Source organism: Methylocella tundrae, assembly GCF_901905185.1.
In the GTDB taxonomy this organism is placed as follows: Bacteria; Pseudomonadota; Alphaproteobacteria; order Rhizobiales; family Beijerinckiaceae; genus Methylocapsa; species Methylocapsa tundrae.
The window spans coordinates 117,478-140,469 of the sequence record NZ_CABFMQ020000098.1; the positions used below are offsets into that span (position 1 = coordinate 117,478).

Genomic DNA, 22,992 nt, shown 5'->3' on the forward strand with positions numbered 1-22,992 from the left:
CTAATCGCGATGATAAGGGTGGCCCGCGAGAATCGTCATCGCCCGGTAGATCTGCTCGGCCGCGATGATCTTCACCAATTGATGGGGAAAGGTCATCGGACCAAAGGAGAGGGTGAGGGAGGCCGCCGCGCGGACATCCGCGCCAAGGCCGTCCGCGCCGCCGATGACCAGCGCCAAAGCGGGCGCGCCCTGATCGCGGCGCTTGCCGAGATGCGAAGCAAACTCCCGGCTCGGCAGCAGCTTTCCGCCTTCGTCGAGCGCAATAAGCTCCGCGCCCGGCGGCAGAGCGCCAAGAATCGCCTTCGCCTCGTCGGCTTTCCGATCATTTGGCCTGCGCGCACGGCTCTCATCAAGTTCGCGCAGCTCGACGCCTGCGAAGCCTATCGCCCGGCCAGAGGCGTTCGCGCGCTCGATGTAGCGCAGCGCCAGCTCCTTCTCGGCGCCGGCCTTGGAGCGGCCGACGCAAAACAGGATGAGGCGCACCTCTTAAGCGCGGTCAGCCGGCGCGCAACTCGCCGGGACGCCCAACGCCCCACATCTTTTCGAGATTGTAGAACTGGCGCACCTCGGGCCTGAAGATGTGGACGATGACGTCGCTTCCATCGATCAGAACCCAGTCGCCCGCCTGCAATCCTTCGGCGCGGGGCGCCGCCTGGACGTCCTTGAACGCCTTGATGACGCGCTCGGCAATGGCTCCGACATGAACGTTGGAGCGGCCAGTCGCGATAATCATGACGTCGGCGAGGGTGGTTTTGCCGTGCAGGTCGATTGAGACGACGTCCTCGGCCTTTAAGTCATCGAGAGCCGTCAAGATAGTCCGCACGAGGGTCCCGGCCTCAGATCCAGAAAGACCGGAAAGTTGATGAATCGGCTGAGGCGCCGTTCCGCCAGAAATCGTGGGTATCAGGGTGCGATCCTCTTAAAAAAGCGCCGGCCGGAAGAGTTGAAGAGATGATGACCGCCGAACGTATAGAAAACATGGCGTAGATTCCCTGTTTTTGCAAATGGCATTATTTTGTCCCCGCTATGCTGAAGCCTTTGCGCCGTTACGCCCTGTTCGCCCCATGACCTTCACGCCGGCCCGGTTTGGCGCCAAAGAGAATCCGCGCCGCCTTGTCGCGACGATTCGGACGTCGCCGGAGCACCGAGGACTTTCCATGATCGCCGCCTTCATTTTGCATTTTTTGCGCGGAGCCGCCGCGTGATCAGCCGCCAGGCGCAGCAGTTCTGGACCTTTATCGCCAATAGCCCAAAGCAGTTCGAACTGCCGCTCGACATGCGCCGTCGCGCCGGCGAGCGCGCCGAGAGCATGACGGCGGAGCCGCGCGGCGTCGCTTTCTCCCCGGCGCACGAGGTTGGCGGCCTTTGGGCCGAGCCGCCGGAGGCGCGCGAGGGCGCCGCGATCCTTTATCTTTACGGTGGCGGCTATGTGCTCGGCTCGCCAAAGTCGCGGCGCAAGACGGCGGGACATCTGGCGCTCGCCTGCGAAGCGCGCGCGCTGGTCCCGCATTATCGCGTCGGGCCGGAGCATCCCTTCCCCGCCGCTGTCGAGGATTCCCTGCGCGCCTATCAGTGGCTGCTGGCTGAGGGCGCGGACCCCGCAAGGACGATCGTCGCCGGCGATTCGGCGGGCGGCGGACTGGCCCTCGCCACCGTCGTCGCGGCGCGCGACGCCGGCCTGCCCGCCTGCGCGGGGATCGCCCTGATTTGCCCCTGGACGGACCTTGCCTGCGAGGCCGAGAGTTTCGCCAGCCGCGCCTCGGCCGACATCACCTGCACGCGCGAAAGCCTGTTGGAGATGGCCGGCTGGTATCTCGGCGGCGCCGATCCGCGCCACCCCCTCGCCTCGCCCCTGTCCGCCGATCTTTCGGGCCTGCCGCCGATCCTCTGCCTCGTCGGCGGCGACGAAGTCTTGCTCGATGACACGATATTCCTTGTGCGGAAAGCGGGAATGGCGGGCTGCGACGCCACGGCGATCGTCGCGGCCGGGATGCAGCATGTCTATCCGATCTGGGCGGGATTATTTCCAGAGGCCGATGAGGCGATTGCGCGGATCGGGGATTGGGCGCGCGGGAGGATGGGATGAGGCGTAAAAGCCTGAGTAGCCGCCCCGAGCGATGCGGGGCTGGACTTCACTGGCGCCGAAGTTAGTTTCACTGCGTTAGACCGATGTTTTTCTGGGAGGAAGCACATGACAGCCATGGATCGCCGCGCGATGCTCGGGACGCTGCTGGGAGGCGCCGCCGTCGCCGCCTTTGGACTGGCCCTGACGCCAGAGCTCGCGGAAGCCGCGCCGCTCATGATGGGCAAGCAGCTTGACGCTCCCCCAGAAAATCCCATCGAAAAAACCGTTGTCGTCGTACATCGGCGCCGGCCCCGCAGGGTGTGCTGGTGGCATAGAGGACGCCGCGTCTGTCGCTGGCGCTAAACCGTCAGCCCCCCGCCCGATCGGCTGCGATCAACGCGAGCCCCGACGCGACCGACTGGAACGCGTCGCCGATATGCACGCGTTTCTCGCCGAAGCGCTGCGTGAACAGCGCGCGCACCGCCGGCACGAAGGATGTGCCCCCGGTCAAGAACACCGCATCTATGCCGGCGGCGGTCAACCCGGCCGCGGCGACAGCCTCGTCCATCGCCGCGCTGATCTTTTCCAGATCCTCCGCGATCCAGCCCTCGAAATCTTTTCGGCTCACCTCAGCCTCGATCTCGATCCCTTCGCGGGCAAACAGGAAACGCGCTTCGTCGTGAGCTGATAATTTCGCCTTGAGGTCGCCAACGGCGCGATAAAGCTCGAAACCAAGATCATGTTCGATGAGGATCAGCAGATCCTCAAGCCTCCGGGGCTCTTCCGCGCTCTGGATTAGCTTGCGCAATTCGCCGAGCGTCTGCGTCGTCTTCAGCCAGGACAATTGATGCCATTGCGCGAAGGCGGCGTGGAAATAGGCCGGGATCGGCAGCCTCTTTTCGAAAGAGCGATAAAACGTGTCCTTGCCGAGCTTTGGAGCCACGACATGATCGATGATGCGATAATCGAAGGTGTCGCCAGCGACGCCGACGCCGCTATGCGCCAGCGGCTTCGCCGTCAATCCGTCATTTTGGCGTGCGAAGCGAAGCACCGAAAAATCGCTGGTGCCGCCGCCGAAATCGGCGACGAGGACGGTCTCCTCACGGTCGAGCTTTCGCGCATACCAATATGCGGCGCCAAGCGGCTCGAAGGCGAGTTCGACGCCCGTGACGCCAGCAAGATCATAGGCCGTCCGCAGCCGCGAGACAGCCAGCGCTTCGTCTGGCGTTTCGCCCGCGAAAACCACCGGGCGCCCTGAGATCACCGCCGGCCGCGCCGAAAATCCGCCGGAGCCGCGCAATCCGTCATTGTCGAAAAGGGCGGTGAGGAACACCGCGATCAGCCGCTCGATGGTGAAACGCTCGCCGTAAAGGCGCGTCTCGCTGAAGAGGCGGCTCGCAAGGTAGGTCTTGATCGACTGAATGAAGCGCTGCTCGCCTTCCTGGGCAATGGCGCGCGCGATGGCGCTTGGCCCCGCCGCGTGAGCGATTTTGCGCCCCTCGCGCCAGAACATCAGCGCCGTGCGGAAAGTGTCCGTCGCCCCGAAAGCCGATGGCCAGGTGAGGCTCTCGACATGACCGCCCTCGAAAGCGAGCGCGACGACGCTGTTCGTCGTGCCGAAGTCGACGCCAATACCAACAAGCGGACCGATATTCGCGCCTGACATCAAAATCCCTCTCGGCGAAAAAAAGCCCGCGCGAAAATCTTTCGCACGGGCTTGCTATGCGTGGGCGGGGAGAGCGCTTTCCGATCAAATGGAGCCATTTGACCTGAAAAACCGCTCCCGCTTCAGAAGCTTCAGCATATTCCTGACCGATCAGATTGAACCAATCTGATCGGAGTATGCTTGAAAGCTGCCCTCTTAAAGATTATTCGTCGGACGACTTCTTCTTCGGTGTCTCTTCGCGGGCGCGCAGCGCCGCGCCGAGAATGTCGCCGAGCGAAGCACCGGAGTCGGCGGAGCCATATTGCGCAATGGCCTCCTTCTCCTCGGCGACTTCGAGCGCCTTGATCGACACCGAGACCTTGCGGGCGCGGCGGTCGAACAGCGTGATGCGGGCGTCGACCTTCTCGCCGACCGCGAAACGCTCCGGCCGCTGGTCGGCGCGATCACGCGCGAGTTCATTGCGCTTGACGAAGGCGGTGAAGTCGCTGCCGACGATTTTGACGTCGATGCCGCCGTCCTTGACATCAAGCACTTCGCAGGTGACGACCGATCCCTTCTTGAGATCGGAGGCGTCTTCGCCCGTCTTGCCGGCCGCGCCTTCGCTCGGCTTGGCGGCGAACGGATCGGAGGCGAGCTGCTTCACGCCGAGCGAAATGCGCTCCTTCTCGATATCGACGTCAAGCACCTTGGCCTTGACGATATCGCCCTTCTTGTAGTCCTCGATCGCCTGTTCGCCCGGCTTCTTCCAGTCGAGATCGGAGAGATGGACCATGCCGTCGACATCGCCGTCGAGGCCGATGAACAAACCAAATTCGGTCTTGTTCTTGACCTCGCCCTCGACTTCGGAGCCGATCGGGAATTTTTCCGCGAAGGATTCCCACGGGTTCGCCAGCGTCTGCTTGAGGCCGAGCGAGATGCGGCGCTTGACCGGATCGACTTCGAGCACCTGCACGTCGACTTCCTGGCTCGTCGCAACGATCTTGCCAGGATGCACGTTCTTCTTTGTCCAGGACATTTCCGAGACGTGGATCAGGCCTTCGATGCCGGGCTCGAGCTCGACGAAGGCGCCGTAGTCGGTGATGTTGGTGACGCGTCCCTGGAAGCGCGCGTTGACCGGATATTTCGCCTCGATGCCCTGCCACGGATCCTCGAGCAACTGCTTCATGCCGAGCGAAATGCGGTGGGTCTCGTGGTTGATCTTGATGATCTTGACGCGAACCGTCTGCCCGATGGTCAACACCTCGGTCGGATGGTTGACGCGCCGCCAGGCGATGTCGGTGACATGCAGAAGGCCGTCGATGCCGCCGAGATCGACGAAGGCGCCGTAATCGGTGATGTTCTTCACCATGCCCTCGATCACCTGACCTTCTTCGAGGTTGGCGACGATCTCATGGCGCTGCTCGGCGCGGGATTCTTCGAGAACGGTGCGGCGCGAGACGACGATATTGCCGCGGCGGCGATCCATTTTGAGAATCTGGAAGGGCTGCGGCACCTGCATCAATGGGGTGACGTCGCGGATCGGGCGGATATCCACCTGGCTGCGCGGCAGGAAGGCGACGGCGCCGTCGAGATCGACGGTAAAGCCGCCCTTGACCTGGTTGAAGATGATGCCTTCGACCTTTTCCTGCTTCTCGAAAGCCTTTTCGAGCTTGACCCAGCTCTCTTCGCGGCGGGCCTTGTCGCGCGAGATGACGGCTTCGCCGAGCGCGTTTTCGATGCGCTCGAGATAGACCTCGACTTCATCGCCGACTTTGGGCGGGCCTTCGCGGCCGGGGCCTTGAAATTCCTTGAGGGCGACGCGTCCTTCGGTCTTCAGACCGAGGTCGATGACGGCGACGTCTTTTTCAATCGCAACGACGATGCCCTTGATGACGGAGCCTTCGAAAGCCTCGTTCTGGCCATAGCTTTCGTCGAGAAGCGCCGCGAAATCCTCGCGCGAGGGCGCGTAGGTGGAAGTTGATGCCATGTGGTCTCCTGGATGCCCGAATCTCGGGCAGCGCCGGTGGTTTTAGGGTTGGTTGCGCTTTTTGCCGCCGGCATCCTTTGCTTCAAGAGCTAAGGACCACCACTCGAAAGCGGGCCGGCGCCGAGACGGCGGTAAAAAGCAGGTTAAGCGGCCTATCTAGCAAGCCGCAGGCCCCGCGGCAAGGGGCGCGCGGCGGCAATCGTTCGGCGCGCGCCGAATCGAGCGCCTGGGGTCATGGCGAATTGGAGGCTTCCTCGCTCGTCAGGCGTGCAATCTTCAACGTTGCAACGCCGGCCGAGATCATCCCAAGAGCTTCCGCCGCTCCCTTCGCGAGGTCAAGGGCGCGCCCGCGGACGAACGGGCCGCGATCGTTGATGCGCACGATCACTGAACGGCCGGTCGCGGGATTGGTGACCTGAAGCCGCGTGCCAAATGGCAGAGTTCTGCTCGCGGCAGTAAAACCATCCTGATCGAAGCGTTCCCCCGACGCCGTCACGGCGCCTGATGAATAATATGATGCTGTAATAAGATACTCCTCATTTGCGCTAGCAATACCGGTCGTCAATTGCAACATACACGGAGCCATTAATGCGATTATACGTATACATCTCAATGCATCTACCCTTAATTACGATCGATGCCGGGCAGATATATTTCGATTGTGGCCACACAACGATGTTTTTTTGACCTCGTTAAGCTTTTTCCGGGTTTGAGAGGTCAAATCATGGCGCCCTGGAGCATGACGCCAAAAAGCGGAAGCCCGTTTTCGGACGACATTATGCTCGCAGTTGTTAAGACGAGACAGATTTGGAACATTGGACCGGATCGCGGCGCGATTCCGTCTAGATAAAGTTCGGGGGCACTCAGCGCATTGAAGGCGTTTGACCCTCGTCCGTCGCCGGAACGCATCAACTCATCCCGGCGTCGTCTTAATAAGATCATAAGATCGCGCATGAGTTTTAGGAAAACCGATGCCTGTTACGTCCAGCATCTCATGCAGCGCGTGATCCTGATCGACGAAGATTTTTTCCCGGAAGAGGAATAGCTCGAGCCATCAAGCTCTCAGATCTCGACCTTTTCGCCGCGCTGGGACCATTCCTGAAAGCCGCCCGGATAATGGGCGCAAACGTCGCCGCGGCCGAACAGACGGGCGAGGTCAAGGGCGGTCAGCGAGCGCTTGCCGGAACGGCAGGACAGCACGACGCGCTTGCCCGGCACATCCGGAAGCCTCGACACATCAAAGCTTTGCAGCGGATTTAGCGTTGCGCCTGGAATGTGGCCGGCGACGAATTCGTTCGGTTCGCGGACATCGACGAGCAGAATGGAGCCGTCGGCCAATCCGAGTTTCAATTCCTCGATGTCTATATTTTCAACCTTGCCTGGCGTCAGCACCATGACGAACCCTTCCGCGCCTGTCGCGCCCGCGTCTATTCTGTAAAGATATGATAGTTGTCCTGTTACGGACGGCTTATAAATTCCATTTTATTTGCCGGGAAGAGGAGAATTTTCCTGTTCGGCCGCCGCCGCGATCGCCTCGGCGGCGGCGAGATCCGCCGGCTCATTCGCATTGAAGAAGGGATCGACAGGCGCCGCCGCCCAATCGGCATAGGCAAGGCTGTAGCGTTGCGTAAAGCGATCAATCTTGCGCACATCCTCCTCGATGAGCGCATGGCGCAGATCCTCCCGGATCGCGACAGGCCAGAGCGCGACGACAGGGTGCGCCGTCCCTTCCGAACGCGCGCAGGCAAGATCCGCCTTTGCATCGCTCCGCGCGACCTTGAGCCGTCTCACAAGATCGAGAGGTAGGAAGGGCGTGTCGGTCGGCGCGCTGACAGCAAGGCGGACATCTGGACGGTTCGCCGCGATCCAGTCGAGGCCGGCAAGAATGCCGGCGAGCGGTCCTTTGAAGCCGGGCGCATCATCGGCGACGATGGGAAGCCCATAGGCCGCGAACCGACCGGGATCGCCATTGGCGTTCAGAACAAGGCCATCACATTGCGGCGCCATCGCTGCGATGACGCGCTCCAGAATGGACGCCCCGCCAACCCGCCGCAGCGGCTTGTCGCCTCCGCCCATGCGCTCGGCGCGCCCGCCAGCGAGCAGCACGCCAAGGCAGCGCTCAGTCATTGGGAAACTCGCCAGGCAGCCGGGAGTGAAGATTCATACGCAATCATTCGCTTTAGTTCAGGCATTTATGGTCTAACTCTCATATCCTATATGAGCATTGACCGCCTATATTGGACCAAAGTCGATCCTGATGAATCTGGAAAACGGCGCCGCGGTTCAGAAGCGATACCAGAGCGCAGCGAGCGGACCAAGCTCGCGCCCCGTATTGACGCCCGCTACCGTAAGGAATGCGCCAATCTGGCCCGAAATGGACGGGGTAAAATCGTAGACGAGGCTTGTCTGCAGCTTGTCCCACGAGGATCTCGGGAAAGCGGCGCTGGCCCCCGTCTGGAGAGCGCCGAAATTTTGCAATAAGACAAGCACTTTCTCGATCGGGCGCACGCCAAAAGTGAGGTCGAGACGCCATTCGCCCGGCTGGGATTGCGCATAGAACCGATAGCCCCCTTCGGCGCTGACGAAGGCCGGGGTGGACCCGATCGTAAAGTTCGAGCCAATCATTCCACGCAGGTCGATCGAACCCGCGCGGCGTGGCTCGATGGCGCTATTGAAGGACGCGCCGGGGGTGAGCAAGACGGCCTGCAGCGAGGCGACGAGCCCATCCGATTGATAAAGCCCTATTCTGCCGCCAATCGCGCTTTCTCCAGCGCCATTGTAAGAAAGGGCGGGCGCGGGCTGGCGGATCCGGTCATAGGCGGGCGAGGCCACCAAGGTCAGCCAATCGACGAGGCCATATTCGATATAGGCCCCAAGTTCAAATTTGTCGTAAGACGGCACGGGGATCAGATGGCCGTGCGAATCGAAGGCGCGGCTCGAGCCTGAAAAAGCCGCGCCGGCAATAATCTGCCCCTCCCCTGGCGGCATTAGCCAGGCTCCCGCCGACGCGCCGCCGGCCGCCAGAATGACAAGGAGCCAAACGGCCAAAGCGCGCGCAAAGGGCAAGCCCACGCTCACAAGGCCAAGGACAGGCGCGCGCTGACCGTCACGCCGCTGATACGCGATTTACGCAAGGAACACCCGGGTACGCAGGCGACTATGCAATAAAACATATCAACAAATGTCAGGCTACAGTTTAAGCGCAGGCTTTGGCTTAATCGAGCAGATGCTGAACAATTGCTTATCTTGTGGCGCTCAAGGCTGTGCGCCACAAGCTTGACTGTTCGGACGGACGAGCCTAGCCCGATGCAACAATTTGACGCGAAGCGGCATTCGGCCCCTCGTGAGATCATACGTCATGGCCGGGCGCTCGAAGCCCGCAAAGGATGATTGGATTTGCCTCGACTGATCGCCGGCTTGAGCGAACTCGCGGAAGGCTACGACGTCGTTTTGAGCGATGTCTGGGGCGTCGTTCACAATGGCGCCGTCGCGTTCGACGCCGCCATGGAGGCGCTGTCGCGCTTTCGCGCCAAAGGCGGGGCGGTCGTTCTGATCACGAACTCGCCGGCGCCCAGCCGCATCGTCGCCGCGCAATTCGCCGATCTCGGCGGCCGCGGTGACGCATACGACGCCATCGTATCATCCGGCGACGTGACTGTTTCGCTTCTCATGGAGCGCGCGGGCCAGAGCCTGTTCCATATTGGCGCGGCGGAGGAAACAGGTCTCTTCGAGGAGGTCGCCGCATTGCGCGGCGAGGCGCCGCGCCAGGCGCCGATAGAAAGCGCCGATTTCGTCCTTTGCACCGGCTTCATCGATTTCTGGCGCGAGACGCCGCAGGATTATGACGCAAGGCTGAAACGCATCTTCGAGCGCGGCCTCGATTTTCTTTGCGCAAATCCGGATCTCGTGGTCGAGGTCGACGGCGTTTTGTCCTATTGCGCGGGGGCGATCGCCGATCGCTATCAGCGCCTTGGCGGCAAGGTCATCCAGGCCGGCAAACCTTTTGCTCCGATCTACGAGCGGGCGCTCGATCTCGCCAACGCCGCGAGAGGCGGCAAGGTCAGGCGATCGCGCGTGCTCGCCATCGGCGACGCCATGCGCACGGACATTCGCGGCGCCGCCGAGCAGGGTTTCGACAGCCTCCTTGTCACATCAGGCATTCACCGCGAGGAATTGCACCGCGACGAATTGCACCGCGACGAATTGCGCCGCCGCGCCGAGGAAGTCGACGAACTCGACGTCGCGGCGCTACGCCAGTTCGTCGAAGCGGCGGGCCTGCGCCCGACCGCCGCGATCGCGAGACTCATTTGGTAGGAGCGAAGGTGAAAGCGCTCAAGAACTTGACGAAGACTGGCGCTCGCGGCAGGTTCGCGCCTCTTTGGAGCGGCGCGCTTTTGACGCATATGTCGCGGTTTCGGGTTGAACGCGGCCGGCCCCCCGGCGCAGGCGCGCGGGAGCCCAAGCGCATTGAGGTGGTCTGACTCATTGGCCGATCCCCGCCCCTCCAAAAATTTCGTTCTCGCCATCGACCCCGCCGCGCCGCCGCCGGGGCTTGAAGGAGCCGTCGTCGCCATCGGCAATTTCGATGGCGTCCATCGTGGCCATGTCGCGGTCATCCGACGGGCCGAGGCGCTGGCGCAGAAACTTGGCCGTCCTTGCGCCGTGCTGACCTTCGAGCCCCATCCGACCGATTTCTTTCGCGGCGAAAAGACCATATTCCGCCTTGCCCCGATGCAGGCGAAGGCAAAATCCCTGGAGCGGCTTGGCATAGACGGGATGATCGTCATCACCTTCGACGCCGCTTTGGCGAGTCTCACCGCCGAACAATTCATTGCCGAGATATTGCTGCGCCGCCTTGGCGTGCGCGCGGTGGTCGCTGGTTATGATTTCCATTTTGGCGCCGGGCGCAAAGGCACGCCGGTTTTTCTGAAACAATCCGGGGAACGCCACGGCTTCCTCGTCGAGATCGTCGAGCGCGTCAGCGCCATCGGGAGCGAGGCCGACGAGGCGGCCTCTTCGACTGCGACCAGAGCGGCGCTCGAGGCCGGCGACGTCGAACATGCGGCCCATTTGCTCGGCCATCCCTTTTCCATCATGGGCGAGGTCCTGCACGGTCAAAAGCTCGGCCGCGCGCTCGGCTTCCCCACCGCCAATCTTTTGCCCGAGCCAAGCTGCCGCCTGCGCCACGGCATCTATGCCGTTCGCGTCGAGGTTGACGATGCGCTCTACAGCGGAGTCGCAAGCTTCGGCCGCCGCCCGACCGTCGACAATGGCTCACCGCTGCTCGAGGCCTATCTGTTCGATTTTTCCGGAGATCTTTACGGCAAGACGATCGAAGTGTGTTTCATCGGCTGGATCAGGCCGGAGGAGAAATTTTCGTCCCTCGACGCGCTGAAGGCGCAGATCGCGGCGGATGCCGAGCAGGCCAAACAGATGCTTCGAGTCGATATTGCAAAGGGCTGAAACGCCCTCCGGCGTGTTCCCTTTTTCAGGCCGCCCGCCGAAAGAGCCGGTGGAAATCGTCAACCTCAAGGCAGCCCACGATGCGGATTACCCGATGAATCAGCCGGGTCTCGCAATTCGACGCGATTTTGTCGTCCGGCGAGAAGCTTTGAAAAAGTATTTTCTTTGCGTGTCCGGCAAAATGTCGAAAGTAGCGACGCCGCCTAACAAAGGCGAACACTGGAACATGCATGAAATTTGCGTAGCGCACTTTGGGAGTTCGAAGGCGGCGGCAGGCGACTAGCCTGCTAAATCCATCAAAAGGGCCTGGCGGCCATTTCCAGGAGGGCTGTCGATCTCCCTTTCAGTGAAGGCTTTACTCGACGAAACAGATTTCCACTTGCTTTGAGGGCCAGGCACAATCCGCAAGAAGTAATAGTTCAATCTTAAGGCAAGTATTATGTGCATATTGGCTTATGCATGAGCATGACTGTGACGCCTCAGGGTCATCATTCTGTCGGCTTTCGATGCCTGCCCCCTATATACTCACCGGAGAAGACTTTGCCGCCAACGTAGAAGGCCGCAGGCATTGCTTCAAACCCGGAGTTCGTGTACAAACTCATCGGGGTGCTTGTAATCAGGCGCGGCCGCGAAATCTGTTTGCGGCCAGACTGCCGGACAGCCTCATCCAATTCAATCCGGCAAACGGATAGTACTCTATGATCATATTGCACATCATACCGTCCGTAAATCCGGTCTCCGGCGGTCCTATCGAGGGCATTTTCACCTCCGCCCCGATCCTGAGACAGCAGGGATGCGATCGCGAAATATTATCTCTCGACATGCCCGACGATCCCTGGGTCAAATCCTGTCCGGTGCCTGTCTACCCCATGGGCGTCAGCAATCTGAAATATCAGAGCTGGCGGAATAAAATCCCCTGGCTGCGGCATGGTTACAGCCCGGAATTTTCGCCCTGGTTGAAAGAAAACATCAAGCGCTATGACGCAATTATCATCAACGGGCTGTGGAATTTCACGTCATTTGCCGCGCGGGGAGCGCTCGCAGAAACGGGCGCTCGCTATTTCGTCTATACCCACGGGATGCTCGATCCCTATTTCAACAGGGTTTCGCCGCTGAAGGCGCTGTTCAAGCAGCTTCTGTGGTGGGTCAGCGAAGGCCGTCTCGTCAACAACGCCACAGCCGTGATGTTCGTCTCAGAGGAAGAACGGGCGCTTGCGCCCAAATCCTTCTGGCCCTATCGCGCCAAGAGCCGGGTTGTGCCTTACGGCATCGTGGACGCGCCCGGCGATGCGAAGGCCCAGGTCAAGATGTTCCGCGCCGCCTGTCCGGGCGTCGCCGATCGCAGATACATTCTGTTCCTCAGCCGGATTCATCCCAAGAAGGGCTGTGATCTGCTTGTCGAGGCCTTCGCCAAAATCGCGGCGAAGGATCCCGATCTCGATCTTGTCATAGCCGGACCCGATTCAGTCGGCTCGGTCGCTAAATTACGGGAGACGGCGGCGAGACTGGGCGTCGCCAGCCGCATCCATTGGCCGGGCATGCTGAAGGGCGATTTGAAGTGGGGCGCCTTCCACGCCGCGGAGGCCTTTGTTCTGCCCTCGCATCAGGAAAATTTCGGCATTGTCGTCGCGGAAGCTCTCGCCTGCCGCAAGCCTGTCCTGACCACGTTTCGTGTGGCGACTTGGCGGGAAGTGGCCGAATATCACGCGGGCTTCATCGAAAACGACGATCTGAATGGAATTACCCGTCTCCTCGATCAGTTCGTAAGCCTCTCGGCCCAGGAAAAGCGGGAGATGAGCGCGAGAGCGCGGAACGCCTATGTCGATAAGTTCGATATCGCGACAATGGCGCCCCAGTTGATCGAGGCGTTTCGCACGTCCTGAGCCGCCTCTTGATTTTTCAGCTTCGACGCCCTTGACCGGCCCCGCCGGCGCAATATTGCTTTCTATGCAAGCCTTGTCCCGGCCTCCAAAAGAGCAGCGCGCGCGGGACGATGCGCAATCGTAATCGGGATTGACACGTAGCGGGGCTTTGTCCGACCTTTAGAAAATTAGTTGCGACCCTTTAAGGGGGGAAGCCGCACATGAGAACCGTCGTCTGTCCAGGCCTCGGTCGAGATGTTTCCGTATTGGGTTTTGGCTGCGCCTCGCTTGGATCGCGCGTGTCGGAGGCGCAATCGCGGCGTGTGCTTGATTACGCTTTCGAGCGCGGCGTCAACTGGTTCGACGTCGCGCCTCCCCATGGTGATGGCGAGGCAGAGACGATCCTTGGGCATTTTCTGTCGGGGCGCCGCGACCGGGCTGTTGTATCGACCCGTATCGGCGTTGCCCGCCCCTCGTTGTCGCCGGTCATGCACTTCATCGGCGCCATTAAGCGAAGCGCCTTAAACGCCTTTCCTGGAATATCCGCGCTCGCCTTCGGCAGGATGAAATTAATTAGGCAGCGAGAGCCGCTGCGCGCGGAGTCGATCGAACCCTCCGTCGTCGAAAGTCTGCGGCGCCTGCAAACCGACTATATCGATGTGCTCGCGCTGCAGGATCCGACGCCTGAGGACTGCGGAAATCCGGCGATTCTCGCGGCGCTCCAGCATGTCGTCGACAAGGGCTATGTCCGATGCCTGTCGATCATCGGCGATCCCGACGCGATCGAGGCGGCGCGCGCGCATCCAATCTTCGCGATCGTTCAGTTCCGCAGCAATCCTTTTCACCGGACGGTCGAGCGCGTTCGTTCGACGCCGCCGAGCGCCGCAGAGGCATTTTTTGTTCTTCAGAGCGCCTTTGGCGGCGGAGCCTATGAGCGTCTGTCCCATTTGCTGGTCGGCGATGGCGGCCGTCTCGCCTCGCTTGCGTCCCAACTCGCCTACGGTCCGCCGTTCATGGCAAGCGAAATTCTGATCGATTATGCTTTCGGCAATAATCCGAAGGGCGTCGTTGTCGTCGCCATGTCTCAGCCGGCGCACATCGAACTGAACTGCGCGAGGGCTTCGCGGGCGCCGCGCACGGATGTCGTGGAGTTCGTCAACAAGACTGTTCTCGCTTCGCCAGCCGCCAAGATGCCGCCCCACTTTTAAGCCGCCGAGAGCGCTCTCCGATCGAATGGAGTCATTCGATCGATCAGAAATCGCTCCAGAGTCAGAAGCTTGAGCATATTCTTGTCGATCAGATCGAACGATCTGATCGGAATATCCTCTAGGTGTGAGAGCGGACGACTTTGGGTCGGGTTCCTGTTTCCCGCATCATGCCCTGTCGCCGCTTACGGCAGCAGCGAAACCTTGCCGTCGGCGAGATTATAATAGGCGGCGACGACTTTGACATTATTGTCCTTGATGAGACCGGCGATCAAGGGTGAGGCGGTCCGCAATAAACCCGCCTGGATTTGCGCATTCGCCTTGATGGCGGCTTCGAGGTCGGAGCCTGCGCGATCCACTGCCGGACGAATCGGGGCATAAAGGGCGCTGATCTGGCCGGGAACAGCCTTGCCCGCGGCCGTCGCTTTCACCGCGCCGCAGTCCGAATGGCCGAGCACGACGATCGCCTTCGTCCCTAACACGCCGGCGCCATATTCAAGGCTCGCGATGATCTCCGGCGTACAGATATTGCCCGCGACCCGGGCGACGAAGACATGACCGATGCTCTGGTCGAACAGCAACTCCACCGGCGCCCGGGAATCGGCGCAGGATAACACAGCAGCGAACGGCTCCTGCTTGTCGATCGTATTGCTCTTGAGGATGTGGAGATCGTCATCGAAGGAGGTCAGCTCGCCCGCGACGAAACGGGCGTTGCCGTCCATCAGCTCCTTCAGAGCCTCGTCCGGCCGCAGCGTCGTCTGCGCCGCCGCCGGCCGGCAAGACAACAGGCTCATGCCGCCGGCCGCCAGCGCCATAGCGGCGATCGACTCCTTGAGGAACCGCCGGCGCGGCTGGAGCGGCGCGCAGGCGGCGCAGCCGCAGAACGGCTTTGACGCATTTTGTAAGGGATGGAGAAGGGTCACGGCTGGCGGCTCCATCGAAATCGACTCGAAATGGTCAAAGCTGTGTCCGGGGAATGGTATCGGCGATTTTTGGAAAGGCAAGACGGCTCAACACAATCCGGCGCGGGGCGCCCCGTCGAAGGGCATCGCCGCGGCGTCTCCGTCATCGGCGGATCGCCACGCCCGGGCGGCGCTGCATGACCCTATGCAACGAACCGTTCACCGACAGGAGAAATCGGATGATAAATATGAGCTATCTTTTTGACATATATATCAAGAACGACTAGCGATAAGTCCTTGCGGAGGGGTGAAGCGATGCAGACTGACGGCCGGACTCTCGATCTATTTCCATGGCTGTATCGCCCGCTCTGTTTATTGTTTCTTCTTGCCGTAATAATTGGCGTAAGCACCGGTGGCGTATCCGCGCAGTCTTTCCGCTTCAACGACGTTTATACGACACCTTTTGGCCCCGCTTACGCGGATATTCTGCTTAAGGCGGAAAATTTCTTAGCCTGCAAACCGCCAGTCGGGCGGACGTTCTCCTACGCATTGTGCTACTATTCAGGTCCCGCGATCGGCACTCCCGTACCCACAAGCGGCGCATCCTACAATCCACCATTGCCCTGCACGCTGTCCGCCGACGGCAAAACAGCGGACTGCACATGCTATGGACTGACCACCGAAGAATATCCGCCTTACGTGCCCTATTTCATCGATATTAATAGCATCCTAAATCTTGATCTTTATTTGAGCACGATCGCCGTCTGCGGTCACGGCGGCGCAAATTGCAATCCGCGCCAACCAATCGTCGCGAACACGGCCTGGAACAAGGCTCCGGCTTGTAAGGCGGCCAATCATAACGCGGTCATTCCCACCGCAGAACTCATCTCGGTGTTTTCGCCGGTCAAGAGCGGAGACTACCCCAGCGGATCAACGAAATGCTCCGCCGGGAAATATGCGGGATGCATGACGGCCCCCTGCTATCATACCGGAAAGTTCGATAGCGCGGGCGAAGAACTCGTCCAATGCAAGTGTCCCGTGTACGATGGGCCGTTCGAAGTCGGGCAAGTTGGGGCGCCGTGCGACGCAAACGCGTTGACGCCAAAGGCCAGTCACCCAACCAACGCACCCGCGCAACCACAATATGTGTGGTCAGCCGCCCACGATCCCAAGGCCAACCCCACCCCCGACAGTCCTCCGGCAACAGGCTGCCTGCCGGACATGGCGGGTGGCAAGGGTTGCCCGCTCTACTCTCCGACGACCAGCTATCCCGTCTCAAGGGGAAGCGCGCTTTGCAAGCAAGTATGCGAAAGCTACAAGAACAGCATTCGCCAGGGCACAAGCACGCCATCTTCGAAGGGCGTCCAGGTCGCCTATAGTTGCGACGCCGCGCTGTGCACGACCCTCGGAATTGGGCAAACAACACAGTCGCCGTCAAACCCGCTGAAAAAGGCCAACCTGTTGAAGAACGCGTGTGGCAACCTTGCGGAACAGAGCGGGATCCAGGCGATTCTGGCTCTCGAAATGGCTGATGGGTGCAGTTGTTGCGCCAGCCAGGTCTGTGGTTGTTCGAACGCGGGCGTTGACATCGACGCAGAGACGCAAGTGGAAATTGCGAAGCTGAACGCAAAGCAGGAAAGGCTACAGATCACGCCGCAATGTCAAATCAACGGGACGCTGTGCGGCGCGCGGGCGCCATGAACGGCCTCGCAACGATCGGCGGAACACGGAGGCTTCGAGCAACCTCTTAGGGCTGTCCGGCAATGACAAGACGCCGGTGGTCTTTCCGTCGCTTCCGTGCGCGTGAAGCGGTGCAAAGCGCGCGCTCCGGCGCCTTGCCAAAGAATGGATAGACGCCGGGAAGCTCCGGCGTCCCGCTTGCGGCGCCGGCAAGCTGATGCGGCAATCCAGCAAGAGGCGCTCCTATGCTCCGACATTATCGTCGAGAGCCTGCGGTGGTCGGGCGCGCCGAGCCGACTGTCCCCGCTGCGTTGGACGGCGAATGGCGGCTGTGCTCATCTAAGTGAAAGCCGCCTGGGCGAGGCTGCCAGAAACGCTGCGGCTGTTGTCCCGATTGATACACAAACAGGACAGCGTTTGGCCGCACGGACTGACTTTACCGAAGTCGTTGATTTGATGGTGGGCGCACACAGGCTCGAACTGTGGACCCGCTGATTAAGAGTCAGCTGCTCTACCAACTGAGCTATGCGCCCATCAAACCGATTTGCTCCTTTGAAAGCGGGAGCCTCCAAAGCCAAGCGGTCACCGCATCTAGCAAATGTCATCCGGGCTGTCCAGCGTCATTGTCGACTGGATCAAAAAGCCCCGTTTGGGTCTTTCGCACCCGGCCACATTTCTTAAGCTCGCGGGTGCGGGGAAAAACTGCCATCCGCTTCATTGATGGAAAACCCAAAGCAAAAGAAATGCCTCTGGAAGATCTGGAACCGCCATGAAGCAGCAAGTTCCTTCCGATGAAGCACAAAACCGGTACGAGATCAAAGATCCACTAGGCCAAACGATGACTACGCCAGTGGGACTGAATGACGATTCGCCTTATTTCGCGCCTGATGCGACAGAGATTCGCTCTTACTATGAGGCGGAAGGATATGTCGTCATTCGCGGTCTGATTGATCCGCAAGTCTGTGATCTTGCGAACGAGGCCTTTGAGAAAGAAGTCAAGCCTTCAAACAATTTCATCTATCGCCAGCAAACGTCGAATCCCGAGCGTCATGTCTTCGACCAAAGCGGATTCATGCTGAACGCCATCCAGAACATTCAGAGCATCGACCCGGTCTGTTTCCCTCGATTTCGCAAGTTGGGGTCAGATATTGTGACGTCGGCGAAGCTGCAGGCCATCCTGCGGACGTTCTACGGCGAGCCTGCCAAGATGGCTCAATCCATGTATTTCGAAGGCAATCTGGCGACTTGGGCGCATCAAGACAGCTATTATCTGGATTCGGAAAAGATCGGCGCAATGGTCGGCGCATGGTTCGCCCTAGAGGACATCAGGCCGGGCGCCGGGCGCTTTTTCATCTATCCACGGTCGCACGTCTCCGACGTCGTCAAGAACGGCGGCCATTACGACATCGCGTTCAACCACAGCCGTTACAAAGAAACCGTGCGGCGATTCATCGAAGAGCGTCGATTTGAGTGTCGCGCGCCGTTTATGGGAAAGGGCGACGTGCTTTTGTGGAACGCGAAGACCATCCATGGGAGCCTCGAAACGACGCAACCCGCATTTTCGAGGCGATCATTCACAAGCCACTACATTCCTCAATCGCATCGGCTTCTGCAATTTCAGTCAATTATCAAGCCGATGCATTTGAAGAAAATCAACGGGATGGATGTAAATCACCCAAAAGACCAAGTCTCTCTTAAGAATAGAGCGATTCTCGCGGCTGAAAGCAGATTCCCCAAACCAATTCTGGCGCTCAAGAAATTAGCGATAAAGATGCTTACCAGGTAAAAGCCGTTGGAACGCGAGCAAAGCGAGCGAAATGACGTTGGCGGAAATGCAAAGTTCCGCCGACATCACGCCGCATCACTCGATTGTTGAGGCATTACCCTGCAAGGACGCCAGGCTGAGATTTGCCGCGCTTGACCATCAGCTTGTTCAAAGACGCGATATAGGCCTTTGCCGAGGCGACGAGTGTGTCAGGATCTGCGCCTTTCGCGGTGACGGTCTTGCCGTCTTCCGCGAGCCGCACCGAAACTTCCGCTTGCGCATCCGTTCCCTTGGTCACCGCGTGAACCTGATAAAGTTCGAGCACGGCGTTGTGCGGCACCAAAGCGACGATGGCGTTGAAGATCGCGTCCACCGGCCCGTTTCCGGTCGCCTGATGCGTCACGCGGACTCCGTCGATCTCCAGCGTCAATGCGGCCGATTGCGGACCTTTGGTGCCGGCGAAGACGGTCAGATCGACGAGCTTGATCCGCTCATGCGCATGAACGATCTCATCGTCGACAAGTGCGATCAGATCCTCGTCGTAGACGATCTTCTTGCGGTCGGCCAGATCCTTGAAGCGGACGAACGCGTCGTGAAGCGCATTCTCGCCCAGCTCATAGCCGAGTTCGCGCAGTTTATCCTTGAAGGCGTGACGGCCCGAATGTTTGCCCATCACAAGCGAGGTCTTGCTCACGCCAACGCTCGCTGGCGTCATGATCTCATAGGTTTGCGCATTCTTCAGCATGCCGTCCTGATGGATGCCGCTTTCATGCGCGAAGGCGTTCCGTCCGACGATCGCCTTATTGTATTGCACGGGCGATGAACTCACCGCGGACACCAGCTTCGAGGCTCGCGTCAGCATCGTCGAGTCGATCGCGCTGTGATAGGGCATGGCGTCGCCGCGCACCCGCAGCGCCATGACGACCTCTTCCAGCGCGGCGTTGCCGGCCCGCTCGCCAAGGCCGTTGATGGTGCATTCGATCTGCCGCGCGCCGCCGGCGACCCCGGCCAACGAATTTGCGACGGCAAGTCCGAGATCATCGTGGCAATGGACCGAGAAAATGGCCTTGTCGGCGTCCGGAACCCGCTCGCGTATGGTGCGAAACATGGCTTCATATTCGGACGGCAGCGCATAGCCGACGGTATCAGGGAGGTTGATCGTCGTCGCTCCGGCCCTGATCGCCGCCTCGACGCAACGGCAAAGATATTCGATCGGCGTGCGCGTCGCATCCATCGCCGACCATTCGACGTCGTCGACGAGATTGCGCGCCTGGGCGACCGTGCGTGCGATGATCTCGAGCACCTGCTCTTCGGATTTGTTCATCTGATGTTGCAGATGAATGGGGGAGGTCGAGACGAAGGTGTGGATGCGCGGCCGGCGCGCCTTGCGGACAGCCTCGCCGCAGCGCGCTATATCGGCTTCTATGGCGCGCGCGAGACCGGCGATGACGGCGTTCTTCGCGCGCTCGGCGATGGCCGATACGGCCTCGAAGTCGCCGACGGACGCAATCGGGAAACCCGCCTCTATGATGTCGACGCCCATGGCGTCGAGAACGTCCGCCACCTGCAGCTTGTCTTCGAGATACATGGTGGCGCCGGGCGATTGTTCGCCGTCGCGCAAGGTCGTGTCGAAAATGACGACAGATTCAGAATTCGGACGCGCTGTCTCAACACGTGAGATATGATTTGTTTCGGTCATGACTCTATCCGGAAAGGGTGGTCTTCAAGCTAAAGCGCGACCCCTGAGCGCCCAGGCGGATCGCCCGGCCGGCCCTCAGGGGCGGGTAAGCAGAAGAAGGCCGCTCGCCAGCAAAGCTCCGCAGGACGCCGGGAATTTCCCTGCGCTGTTCACTAGCGGAAAGTCAAAAACGAAAGGCACGCGGCATCTCATTGTGAGCTGGCGCTTCGCATCGAAGCGCGTCGCAAAACTAGAGCAGCCGGTTCAAAAAAGCAAGCAATGATGATGGGCCCTGCGGAGCCGTCGTGCTGACGCTCTGGACGAAGACTTCGCAGAAACTTAGGGCCTGCGTTCGCATAATCGTGAGACCGGCGCGCAAAGGTCTTCGAGACCTGGCGCAATTCGTTCGATAATGGTGACGCGTTGATGATGCGCCGCTCCGACAGGAGCGGATGATAACAGGAGCGTCGACGACGCTCCGCCGAGCGGAGAATTGCAAAGAAATGACCTGTATAAAGTCAGTTCTAGCCTTTGTCGCATTGGTCTTTATCAGCTGCGACGCTGTCTCCGCGGGGGAGTTTTCTCGTGATTTTTCACAAACGGAGACGCTCGGCGCGCAACTTCGCCGATTGGCGGCGGCGGCAAGAAACAACAACCCGGTCGAACGGCCGCAATTGATCGGCGGCCAAGCGTGGCTGCCGCTGGCTGGCGCATACCCGGGGAGCGAAAAGCCCGTGGCCGCCGGGGCGCTCTACTCCAGCGGCGGAAATGTTTATTATGCGTTCAAAGGTGGAACGACTGGCTCGAATGGCGCTCCAACGTCAACAAGTCGTAACGATTACTATAACGACGGAGGCGTCTCCTGGGTTTATGTCGGGTTGGCTGCTGGAGATCAGGTTTCCAACGGCGGCAGCGTCTACGAGGTCGTCACCGCGGGTCTTCCGGCAACGAGCGGCGCCGGTCCAACTGGATTTTCGTCCGCGATCATGGACGGCACGATCCTCTGGAAATATGTCGGGCCGCAAACGGCGCCCGTGGCGACGAACGCCGCTGGTCATAACGCTTCGCTGACAAATTTCTATGACGCGACGCAAGGGCTGCCGGCCAACGCTCTGATTCCAGACAATTCTGGCGCCGTGCGGTTCGAGGGCGGCTGGCCTTTCGTACAGAATGCGACGGCGACGGTGGCAGGACCGAATGTCGCCCCGAATGCTAACGGCGCGGGTTGTGGGCGAAACCTGACGATCCTGGGCGATAGCGGGCTTGATATTCAGTGCAACTATCAATCTTTTACTGTTTTATCACAGGCAAATATAATTGAGTTTGCACTCGGCAATAGCTCAACAATAAATATTATTGTAGATGATAGCTATGTTTCGCCTATCAGCAAATATATAATCTGGGATAATCCTGCTTATCTTCAGTTGGACTTCACCAACTCGGGCGGCAGGAAGTTCCGCAAAATCAAAGTCGAGTTCTCCAGCGCCAATGGGCTGGCCGGCGTCGCCGTCGGACCAACAGACAGCCTATTTTACCCGGCCGAGTCCGACAATTTCGGGATAGCGCTCGTCGGGACCAGTCTCTCCGTTGCGACGACGGCGTCGAGCCAGGCCATGGGCTGGGGAAACCGCTTCAGATATCTCGTCGGCCTTCCCGATTATGCGACCTTCGCCATCGGAGCGACGGGCATCCTCAATCCCGCCGCGCCATCCTCCTCATACGGGACAAATTATGCGGGCCATTTTATCGGCGATTTGAAGCGCTACGCTCATTTCAGGGGGGCGCCAAAGGTCATTTTGATCGAGGCCCCGATCAATGATACGAAAGTAGGCGACCCATCCTTTACCCCTGCGGCGCTGCAGACGGCTGCGCTCGCGCTGCTCAAGGACATCAGATCGCAGTATCCGAACGCGCTGATTATCGGGGTCGGGTCGGCCTGGGGATCAGACAACCACCTCAAAGGAACAGTCAGCACGACCGATGCGGCTAATTCCGTGGTGACGCTCAGCGGGGGTGACAGATTTGGTCTGACCGGAATGACCACGATCGACATCGATAATGTCGTCTACCCGGTTTCGAGCGTGTCTAATCCTACGCAACTGACCATCTCCGGGAATGCGGGCGCGCATAGCGGTCTTCCCTATTATGCGCCCTACCCGCTCGCCATCGCCGTTGAATATGAGACGGCTTTCATGAACGCGGTGACGCTGTTGCAACGCGCCGGCGATCATCTGACCTATTTCATTCAAAACAATAGTTTGAAGCCTCCGCAATATCCCTTCATCATGGGAGCCGGAAGGCAGACGGTCGCGGACGGCACGTGCGCCACCGCCCATATGAGCGGCTCGAAAGCCGGCAACGCCATTTTCGACGTGAGCAGCGGCGGCCCCCATCTCACCGATTGCGGATATGACGAATGGGGGCGGCGAGTGGCAGAAGCCTATAGGATGATCATAGAAAAATTGCCGTGACGGGGACCATTGCGCCGCCCTTTGCAGCGACGCCAGTGCGTCTCACGCCCGACGAAACCAAAACGGAGTTCGGCCCGCGCCGTCGGGGCGCCTTCGTTAAGTCCAGCAGCGGTTCTGCTGCATCGCGAAAGCATTGAAGACATAGAATGGAATTTCGTGTTAAGAAGAGCCGGAACGAGTTCTGTACGGCAGACCTGCATTAAATCGCGAACGATAGAAGCTATCCATGACCCTGGCGCCGGAGACGTCGTCCGCGCTAGGAAAAGCGG

General features: G+C 60.1%; 20 protein-coding genes and 1 tRNA gene. 10 read left to right on the forward strand and 11 right to left on the reverse strand.

What is annotated here, in order from left to right; genetic code table 11:
- Together rlmH and rsfS are read right to left on the reverse strand one after the other, a co-directional pair.
- Nucleotides 1–483, reverse strand: coding sequence for a 23S rRNA (pseudouridine(1915)-N(3))-methyltransferase RlmH (rlmH, locus tag MPC4_RS15520; protein WP_174513302.1), 483 nt, complete (start codon nt 481–483; stop codon nt 1–3).
- Between the two features lie 13 nt (nt 484–496).
- On the reverse strand, nt 497–811 hold the full coding sequence (gene rsfS, locus MPC4_RS15525) for a ribosome silencing factor (protein ID WP_341264366.1): 315 nt from the start codon (nt 809–811) through the stop codon (nt 497–499).
- A 390-nt stretch (nt 812–1,201) separates the two neighbouring features.
- Here rsfS and MPC4_RS15530 point away from each other — a divergent pair, with 390 nt between their 5' ends.
- A complete protein-coding gene (locus tag MPC4_RS15530) occupies nt 1,202–2,086 on the forward strand; it encodes an alpha/beta hydrolase (RefSeq protein WP_174513303.1) in 885 nt (294 codons plus the stop codon).
- A 105-nt stretch (nt 2,087–2,191) separates the two neighbouring features.
- Nucleotides 2,192–2,428, forward strand: a complete 237-nt coding sequence (locus MPC4_RS15535) for a hypothetical protein (RefSeq protein ID WP_174513304.1) — start codon at nt 2,192–2,194, stop codon at nt 2,426–2,428.
- Nucleotides 2,429–2,432: 4 nt separating this feature from the next.
- Here the strand turns inward: MPC4_RS15535 and MPC4_RS15540 are convergent, their stop codons facing one another.
- The 6 genes from MPC4_RS15540 to MPC4_RS15565 all read right to left on the reverse strand — a co-directional run bounded on the left by MPC4_RS15540 (nt 2,433) and on the right by MPC4_RS15565 (nt 8,685).
- On the reverse strand, nt 2,433–3,731 hold the full coding sequence (locus MPC4_RS15540; RefSeq protein WP_174513305.1) for an Hsp70 family protein: 1,299 nt from the start codon (nt 3,729–3,731) through the stop codon (nt 2,433–2,435).
- A 202-nt stretch (nt 3,732–3,933) separates the two neighbouring features.
- Nucleotides 3,934–5,697, reverse strand: a complete 1,764-nt coding sequence (gene rpsA, locus MPC4_RS15545; RefSeq protein ID WP_174513306.1) for a 30S ribosomal protein S1 — start codon at nt 5,695–5,697, stop codon at nt 3,934–3,936.
- A 232-nt stretch (nt 5,698–5,929) separates the two neighbouring features.
- The gene (locus MPC4_RS15550) at nt 5,930–6,271 is read right to left on the reverse strand and encodes a septal ring lytic transglycosylase RlpA family protein (RefSeq protein WP_342343637.1); all 342 of its coding nucleotides are present in this window, start codon (nt 6,269–6,271) and stop codon (nt 5,930–5,932) included.
- Between the two features lie 488 nt (nt 6,272–6,759).
- Entirely contained in the window at nt 6,760–7,092 is a 333-nt protein-coding gene (locus MPC4_RS15555) for a rhodanese-like domain-containing protein (protein WP_174513308.1), read from the reverse strand.
- An 87-nt stretch (nt 7,093–7,179) separates the two neighbouring features.
- Nucleotides 7,180–7,824: a molybdenum cofactor guanylyltransferase MobA gene (mobA, locus tag MPC4_RS15560; protein WP_174513309.1), complete on the reverse strand. Its 645-nt coding sequence runs from the start codon at nt 7,822–7,824 to the stop codon at nt 7,180–7,182.
- A 156-nt stretch (nt 7,825–7,980) separates the two neighbouring features.
- On the reverse strand, nt 7,981–8,685 hold the full coding sequence (locus MPC4_RS15565) for a hypothetical protein (protein WP_174513310.1): 705 nt from the start codon (nt 8,683–8,685) through the stop codon (nt 7,981–7,983).
- Nucleotides 8,686–9,093: 408 nt separating this feature from the next.
- Here MPC4_RS15565 and MPC4_RS15570 point away from each other — a divergent pair, with 408 nt between their 5' ends.
- The 5 genes from MPC4_RS15570 to MPC4_RS15590 all read left to right on the forward strand — a co-directional run bounded on the left by MPC4_RS15570 (nt 9,094) and on the right by MPC4_RS15590 (nt 14,230).
- A complete protein-coding gene (locus MPC4_RS15570; RefSeq protein WP_174513311.1) occupies nt 9,094–10,011 on the forward strand; it encodes a TIGR01459 family HAD-type hydrolase in 918 nt (305 codons plus the stop codon).
- Nucleotides 10,012–10,164: 153 nt separating this feature from the next.
- Nucleotides 10,165–11,160, forward strand: coding sequence for a bifunctional riboflavin kinase/FAD synthetase (locus MPC4_RS15575; protein WP_244629052.1), 996 nt, complete (start codon nt 10,165–10,167; stop codon nt 11,158–11,160).
- Nucleotides 11,147–11,443 (forward strand): hypothetical protein, encoded by a 297-nt coding sequence (locus MPC4_RS15580; protein WP_174513312.1) that lies wholly within the window; start codon nt 11,147–11,149, stop codon nt 11,441–11,443. The genes MPC4_RS15575 and MPC4_RS15580 overlap by 14 nt, the downstream gene beginning before the upstream one ends.
- Nucleotides 11,444–11,858: 415 nt before the next feature.
- Nucleotides 11,859–13,043 (forward strand): glycosyltransferase, encoded by a 1,185-nt coding sequence (locus tag MPC4_RS15585; RefSeq protein ID WP_174513313.1) that lies wholly within the window; start codon nt 11,859–11,861, stop codon nt 13,041–13,043.
- Nucleotides 13,044–13,243: 200 nt separating this feature from the next.
- Complete coding sequence (locus tag MPC4_RS15590) at nt 13,244–14,230, forward strand: aldo/keto reductase (protein ID WP_174513314.1); 987 nt, start codon at nt 13,244–13,246, stop codon at nt 14,228–14,230.
- A gap of 182 nt (nt 14,231–14,412) precedes the next feature.
- Here the strand turns inward: MPC4_RS15590 and MPC4_RS15595 are convergent, their stop codons facing one another.
- Nucleotides 14,413–15,150: a carbonic anhydrase gene (locus MPC4_RS15595; protein ID WP_244605731.1), complete on the reverse strand. Its 738-nt coding sequence runs from the start codon at nt 15,148–15,150 to the stop codon at nt 14,413–14,415.
- 294 nt (nt 15,151–15,444) lie between these two features.
- On the opposite strand from MPC4_RS15595, the gene MPC4_RS15600 reads away from it, so the two are divergent.
- Nucleotides 15,445–16,830: a hypothetical protein gene (locus MPC4_RS15600; protein ID WP_174513315.1), complete on the forward strand. Its 1,386-nt coding sequence runs from the start codon at nt 15,445–15,447 to the stop codon at nt 16,828–16,830.
- Between the two features lie 436 nt (nt 16,831–17,266).
- On the opposite strand, the gene MPC4_RS15605 is transcribed toward MPC4_RS15600, so the two are convergent.
- A tRNA-Lys gene (locus MPC4_RS15605) sits at nt 17,267–17,342 on the reverse strand.
- 236 nt (nt 17,343–17,578) lie between these two features.
- On the opposite strand from MPC4_RS15605, the gene MPC4_RS15610 reads away from it, so the two are divergent.
- On the forward strand, nt 17,579–18,595 hold the full coding sequence (locus MPC4_RS15610; RefSeq protein ID WP_174513316.1) for a phytanoyl-CoA dioxygenase family protein: 1,017 nt from the start codon (nt 17,579–17,581) through the stop codon (nt 18,593–18,595).
- 94 nt (nt 18,596–18,689) lie between these two features.
- Here MPC4_RS15610 and MPC4_RS15615 read toward each other — a convergent pair whose 3' ends face one another.
- Complete coding sequence (locus tag MPC4_RS15615) at nt 18,690–20,273, reverse strand: 2-isopropylmalate synthase (RefSeq protein WP_174513317.1); 1,584 nt, start codon at nt 20,271–20,273, stop codon at nt 18,690–18,692.
- Between the two features lie 482 nt (nt 20,274–20,755).
- Between MPC4_RS15615 and MPC4_RS15620 the strand changes: the two genes are divergently transcribed.
- Nucleotides 20,756–22,723: a hypothetical protein gene (locus MPC4_RS15620; RefSeq protein ID WP_174513318.1), complete on the forward strand. Its 1,968-nt coding sequence runs from the start codon at nt 20,756–20,758 to the stop codon at nt 22,721–22,723.
- The last annotated feature ends 269 nt before the right edge of the window (nt 22,724–22,992 follow it).

Coding starts and splice junctions, on each gene's coding strand:
- MPC4_RS15550 (WP_342343637.1), bottom strand. CDS start 6,271: ATGTTGCAATTGACGACCGGTATTGCTAGCGCAAATGAGGAGTATCTT.
- MPC4_RS15540 (WP_174513305.1), bottom strand. CDS start 3,731: ATGTCAGGCGCGAATATCGGTCCGCTTGTTGGTATTGGCGTCGACTTC.
- MPC4_RS15585 (WP_174513313.1), top strand. CDS start 11,859: ATGATCATATTGCACATCATACCGTCCGTAAATCCGGTCTCCGGCGGT.
- MPC4_RS15555 (WP_174513308.1), bottom strand. CDS start 7,092: ATGGTGCTGACGCCAGGCAAGGTTGAAAATATAGACATCGAGGAATTG.
- MPC4_RS15615 (WP_174513317.1), bottom strand. CDS start 20,273: ATGACCGAAACAAATCATATCTCACGTGTTGAGACAGCGCGTCCGAAT.
- MPC4_RS15600 (WP_174513315.1), top strand. CDS start 15,445: ATGCAGACTGACGGCCGGACTCTCGATCTATTTCCATGGCTGTATCGC.
- MPC4_RS15535 (WP_174513304.1), top strand. CDS start 2,192: ATGACAGCCATGGATCGCCGCGCGATGCTCGGGACGCTGCTGGGAGGC.
- MPC4_RS15620 (WP_174513318.1), top strand. CDS start 20,756: ATGACCTGTATAAAGTCAGTTCTAGCCTTTGTCGCATTGGTCTTTATC.
- MPC4_RS15590 (WP_174513314.1), top strand. CDS start 13,244: ATGAGAACCGTCGTCTGTCCAGGCCTCGGTCGAGATGTTTCCGTATTG.
- MPC4_RS15565 (WP_174513310.1), bottom strand. CDS start 8,685: ATGCCGCCAGGGGAGGGGCAGATTATTGCCGGCGCGGCTTTTTCAGGC.
- rpsA (WP_174513306.1), bottom strand. CDS start 5,697: ATGGCATCAACTTCCACCTACGCGCCCTCGCGCGAGGATTTCGCGGCG.
- mobA (WP_174513309.1), bottom strand. CDS start 7,824: ATGACTGAGCGCTGCCTTGGCGTGCTGCTCGCTGGCGGGCGCGCCGAG.
- MPC4_RS15610 (WP_174513316.1), top strand. CDS start 17,579: ATGAAGCAGCAAGTTCCTTCCGATGAAGCACAAAACCGGTACGAGATC.